This is a genomic window from Rhizobium sophoriradicis, from assembly GCF_003939025.1.
Taxonomy (GTDB): domain Bacteria; phylum Pseudomonadota; class Alphaproteobacteria; order Rhizobiales; family Rhizobiaceae; genus Rhizobium; species Rhizobium sophoriradicis.
The window spans coordinates 1-5,325 of the sequence record NZ_RQIH01000044.1; the positions used below are offsets into that span (position 1 = coordinate 1).

At 57.2% G+C, this 5,325-nt stretch carries 4 protein-coding genes and 1 pseudogene; 4 read left to right on the forward strand and 1 reads right to left on the reverse strand.

Annotated elements, in window-relative coordinates; genetic code table 11:
* Positions 1-356: 356 nt before the first annotated feature.
* Positions 357-797: a Tn3 family transposase gene (locus EFR00_RS34375; protein ID WP_004676276.1), complete on the reverse strand. Its 441-nt coding sequence runs from the start codon at positions 795-797 to the stop codon at positions 357-359.
* A 792-nt stretch (positions 798-1,589) separates the two neighbouring features.
* On the opposite strand from EFR00_RS34375, the gene EFR00_RS33990 reads away from it, so the two are divergent.
* The 4 genes and pseudogenes from EFR00_RS33990 to EFR00_RS32595 all read left to right on the forward strand — a co-directional run.
* Positions 1,590-1,715 (forward strand): hypothetical protein, encoded by a 126-nt coding sequence (locus EFR00_RS33990; protein WP_004676277.1) that lies wholly within the window; start codon positions 1,590-1,592, stop codon positions 1,713-1,715.
* Positions 1,716-1,829: 114 nt separating this feature from the next.
* Positions 1,830-2,915, forward strand: coding sequence for an HlyD family secretion protein (locus EFR00_RS32585; protein WP_008533948.1), 1,086 nt, complete (start codon positions 1,830-1,832; stop codon positions 2,913-2,915).
* A 27-nt stretch (positions 2,916-2,942) separates the two neighbouring features.
* Positions 2,943-5,090: a peptidase domain-containing ABC transporter gene (locus EFR00_RS32590; protein ID WP_064836776.1), complete on the forward strand. Its 2,148-nt coding sequence runs from the start codon at positions 2,943-2,945 to the stop codon at positions 5,088-5,090.
* Positions 5,091-5,198: 108 nt separating this feature from the next.
* Positions 5,199-5,325 (forward strand): annotated as a pseudogene (locus EFR00_RS32595) (IS3 family transposase); the annotation flags it as partial.

Genomic DNA, 5,325 nt, shown 5'->3' on the forward strand with positions numbered 1-5,325 from the left:
CAGAATGAACGCCTTCTGAGCGTCCGAAAACTGCGACGCTTTCATCGTCTTCTGGTCCCTTTCCCAGCCAGGAAAATGCACCGGAAAACTCTAACCAAAATTGGTCCAGTTTGAAGGGTTCAGATCAAAGTGCACAAGATGGTGGCGAATGGGAACGTAGGGTCGTCGCCTCGATCGCCAAGAAATTGAAAAGGGGCCAGCGAGGAGCGCCTTTTGGCTCGCATCGCCGGGTCCGCGATCAAGGCCCTCGACGGAGCGGTGCCGAAATTGCCGAACAGGCGATACTTTCGGCTCTGGTCCGCAAATACAAGACTGGCGGTTCCTAAGCAGCGAGCCCAGGCGGTGCCACGTTCCTCCTACGGCATTTCATTATCCACGCATGTTGCCGAGGCTGCTGAGCCTGCTCGAATTCCGGAATAATGCAGCACATCGGGTCCGCCATCGCGGCGCTGGAATGGCTCAAGCGTCTGATCGACGAGGACGACAGACGGATCGACCCGTATCGATCCGAGACCTGGCTGTAGGCCTGAAGGCCTAGCATCCTGCCGTATTTCACGTTTACCAGGGCGTCGCCTTGCGCTGTGGCGGCAAATAATAGGCCGTCGCTCGAAGCCGGAGTGCCCATGGATCGGTAACCCCGCCTGCGCCTCGACCACCCTGGCTAGCGCCCGGTCGTAGGCTTCGCTCTCGACATGCCACTGTCGAACACGGATTAACACCCACAAGGTGTGGGTGTCTGTGGCATCGGCCATCATGCGCAGGCCAAAGCTAGTCTCTTCTGCGAGGATGACGTTCATCGCAGGGCGCTCCTGTACGCAGATGACTGAATGCTTCGCAGAAGCCAGTCGCAGCATCCACGTCTGGACGTCGCCTTCGCAATCGAGCCGCCCGGAATCGTAACAGCCCGAGCTGGCGCGGCCAAGCTCGCGTAACCGGATGTCGAGGTGAGCTTGAGATTTGCCAGCTATCCTCCTGTCGCAACGGCCCCGCGAGACGATCGCTGTCGGCCACAGCCTGGGCCGGAACAAGTGCAGGTCTGAGATCGCCATAGCGTCGGGACCCGCCCAAGCATTGCCCAATAGGTCTCGTGTTTCTTTTCGCATCCGGTGGATCTTTTACTTGACACATCCGGCCATAGCATCTGCCAATAGGGACAAGGCCCGCGGCACCAAGCGGCGCATCCGCGCCCACTATCGTGCGGAGGGCCACTAACAATTCACCAGGTTTCAGAGTGAATCAGCAGCAACAAAAATCGACGGCAAACTCGATGGGGGCTACGCGGATGGGGGCGCGCTTACTGAGCGCCGAGTCTCAACTGTACCGTCGCCACCGAACTTTGGAGCTGTCGATCCTGTTCAGGACGTTCATTCAGAACCCTACTCGGTTTGTCGTGCTTGCGACAGCGTGATGTGCGGTTTGGCACGTCTCGGCGCTCTAGGGCAGCCATTGAATAACATACAGAACAGTTTTCTGATGCTTTTCGCTCCTTCTGCATTGGCACGAATCTTGAACCTTTTTGTTGCGCGCCGCTAGGAGCTCCCAACGGGGGCCTTGGCATCTTCTCAATCCAGCTCTGAACGGAGACACCAATGATGAACAACATGGCAGCCTATCGTGTAACCGAATTAACCCCTCAAGAAGCAGCTGAAACCTCCGGAGGTTGGTATTTTTGGGTTTACTTGTTTTTGCGACGTTACGGACACTTGTTTGGTTGATAAGCGAGCTGGCTCTCGATGGCTCCTAGTGACTACAGACTAGCAGTTCCCCTTTCTGCTGAAACGGCCAGCTGCACCGCAGAAAGCATACTGGCGCGACGATCAGGACGATCCTTGAGCATTTATAGGGCGATCTTGCTCTTCGTCGCCGCGGCATTTGGCTCACTGCCACTCGTTACCATACCGGTCTCCATGCAGAGTGTCGGTACTATTCGCCCGATCGTGGAGAAGACGCCCCTGATAGCGCCCGTCTCCGGACGCATCTCCCGTGTCCTTGCCTTTGAGAACGATGTCGTTGCTAAGGGGAAGGAAATAATCGCCTTTGACGATCATGTAATCGAGGAAAAGCTCAGCGGGGTTTTAGCCGACATTCATGCCAAGAGCGATCTTGCCCATGACTTCCAAACGCTGATTTCTTCCGGCGCAAGGCTCAGCGTCTCGCCCCCCCTCCAAACCGAATCCGCGACGGCTGAAAGGGTGCATTTTCTCAACTTGCTGCGCGAGAACCAAAATGCGCGCAGTAACGCCGCGGCGGAACTCGACCGCGCAAAGCGACTTGTCTCGGCTGCTGCGGCGCCGGCGAAGACCGTTGACGAGAAGGCTTTCGCTCTCCAAAATATCGAGGTCCAAGGCGAGATCCTCGTGCGACGCAAAACCGCTGATTGGAACCAGAAGCTCCTTGATGCTAACCTGCGCTTAAAGGAACTCACGGCCACCTTGCATCAGCTCGAGCACGAACGGGACCTGCACCGCATCCGCGCCCCAGTATCGGGTGCTCTCGAGCAGTTCTCCGGCCTCGCGCACGGAAGCTACGTGCAGAGCGGGCAAACCGTTGGTTGGATCTCGCCGAACGACGATCTGGTGGCGGAAATCTACGTCTCCCCCAACGACATTGGCTTTGTGCAGCCTGGTCAGCCGGTGCGGCTCCAAGTGGATGCCTTTAACTACAACCAATGGGGTGTCATCAAAGCAAGGGTGGTCGAGGTGGCGCAGGACTTCACTCTGCATGACGGGAACCCGGTCTTCAAGGTCCAGTGCGCGCTCTCTCGCAGCGAACTCGCGCTGAAAAGCGGGGCCATCGGCCACCTGAAGAAAGGCATGACCGTGCGGGCTCGCTTTCTGTTGGCCAATCGCACTCTCCTGCAACTGCTCTACGACGAGGCAGACGATTGGCTCAACCCGATGCTGGCGGGGCGCTAATATTGTCCCAACAGCCAGCGAGCCTCCATGTCGAGTAAGGCCATTAAGTTCAAACAGCGTGACATCACGGATTGCGGCGCCGCCAGCCTCGCATCTGTCGCAGCCTTCTATGGCTACAAGTTGCCATTGGCGCGCATCCGCCAGTATGCGTCGACCGACCGCTCCGGTACGAGTGTGCTGGGGCTCACGGAAGCGGCGCAGAAGCTGGGCTTCATCGCGAAAGGCGTCAAAGGTGGCTTCGACAGCCTGTACAAGATCCCCAAGCCCGCTATCGCGCACGTCGTCAAGGAGGACCTGCACCATTTCGTAGTGGTCCATGCGATCGACGCCAAGTGGGTCATCGTCATGGACCCGGCCTTGGGCGAAATCTGCAAAGTGCCGCATCAGGAATTCATGGAGCAATGGACCGGCGTTCTGGTTTTGCTGGTTCCGGCAGACACATTCAATCGTCGAGACGAGACCACGTCGCCCCTCGCCCGATTCGCCCGCCTACTCGCGCCACACCGCACGGTGATGGCGCAGGCTCTCGTCGGCGCTCTTGTGACGACCGTCCTCAGTCTCTCGACGGCGATCTACGTTCAGAAGATCGTTGATCACGTGATCCCAGCGGGAAACCGCAACCTGCTCAACTTGATGAGCATCGCAATGCTGCTGATCCTAGCGATACAGATCCTGATCAACCTCCTAAGAGGCCGACTCGTCCTGCAGACGGGGCAGAAGATCGACGTATGCTTGATCCTCGGCTATTACAATCACATCCTGGCCCTGCCCCAGAAGTTCTTCGATAGCATGCGCATGGGAGAAATCGTGTCGCGCATGAACGACGCTGTGAAAATCAGGAGCTTCCTGAACGACGTTTCGATAAACATGTTTGTTGACATTTTAATGATACTGTTCTCGTTCGGAATTATGTTCATCTATTCCTGGAATATTGCTTTGATCGTGGCGCTCGCCATTCCAATGTACATCCTGGTATATTGGGCCATCAATCGGATGAATCGAAATCTCCAACGAGTCATCATGGAAAATGACGCCAAACTCGAGGCGCAACTGGTAGAATCACTCGGAGCTGTCTCCACCATTAAGACTTCCGGCGTCGAGAGCTTCGCAAACTTCAAAATGGAGACCCGCTTCGTAAAGATGCTGCATTCCGTCTACAGCTCCGGGCTGATCTCAATCTGCGGCGACAACGCCTCGACGTTGCTGTCGGTCCTGTTCACCATCGTGCTGATGTGGTTTGGAACCACGCTTGCGCTCGAACAGGCCGTCACGCCCGGCGAATTGCTGTCCTGCTATACGTTGCTTGGCTATATCACCCGGCCGGTCGCCCGCCTGATCCAGACCAACCGGATCGTTCAAGACGCGTTTATCGCGGCGGATAGACTTTTCGAGATCTTTGAACTGGAGTCGGCAAGCAGCAGCGGCATCGATGCTACGAAGACCGATCTCGGAGATATTCGCCTGGAGAACGTCACATTCCGCTATGGCGCGCAGGCGGAGGTTTTCAGCGATCTAAGCGTCTCCTTTCGCCAAGGAGAGTTGACGGCCGTCGTGGGTGAGAGCGGCTCGGGCAAAAGCACCCTTGCGGCTCTGCTGCAGAATGTCTACCAGCTTGAGGATGGATGCATTCGGATCGGCCAATATGCCCTCCAGGATTTCTCGAGCGCATCACTGCACAAGGTCATGGCTGCAGTACCGCAATCGATAGACGTCTTCTCCGGTTCCGTGATCGAGAACATCGCCCTGGGCGAGTTCGAACCGGAGTTCGATAAGATCGTACGCATCTGTGATCGAATAGGACTGCGGGAGTGCATCGAGCGCTGGCCCGGGCGGTTCCAGGCCCATCTGGGCGAGAACGGGGTTCGCCTCTCCGGAGGTGAGAAGCAGCGCCTCGCATTGGCTCGGGCCCTGTACCGGGATCCCGACGTTCTAATCCTTGACGAAGCGACCTCCTCTCTGGACTCGGCAGCCGAAGAATTTGTGCTGCGGGTTGTTGAGGATCTGTCTCGCGCTGGGAAGACCATCATAGTCATCACTCATCGGTTGAGCACCGTTCGTGGGGCGGACAATATTGTGGTCCTGGACAAGGGGCGGGTCATTGAGGAGGGAAAGCACGCTGACCTAGTGAGAACTGATGGCCCTTACGCTCGATTATGGCGGGCGCCAAGGTCGTGATCCGTGTAGGCCCTGTCGGCTCGAGGATTGAAAACGGTTGTGAACGTCACGGTTAAGCAGCATGGCAACATTGTCGGCTGTGAACTTGAAGCGGCGGTGATCGGAACGTGGGCGATGGACTTCGTTCACGACCAACTCGCAACGGGTAAGAAACTGCGCGTGCTGACGGTGGTCGACACCTTCTCGCGCTACGTGCCGGTGCTTGATCCACGTCATAGCTATAGAGGCGAAGACG

Coding starts and splice junctions, on each gene's coding strand:
- EFR00_RS34375 (WP_004676276.1), bottom strand. CDS start 797: ATGAACGTCATCCTCGCAGAAGAGACTAGCTTTGGCCTGCGCATGATG.
- EFR00_RS33990 (WP_004676277.1), top strand. CDS start 1,590: ATGATGAACAACATGGCAGCCTATCGTGTAACCGAATTAACCCCTCAA.
- EFR00_RS32590 (WP_064836776.1), top strand. CDS start 2,943: ATGTCGAGTAAGGCCATTAAGTTCAAACAGCGTGACATCACGGATTGC.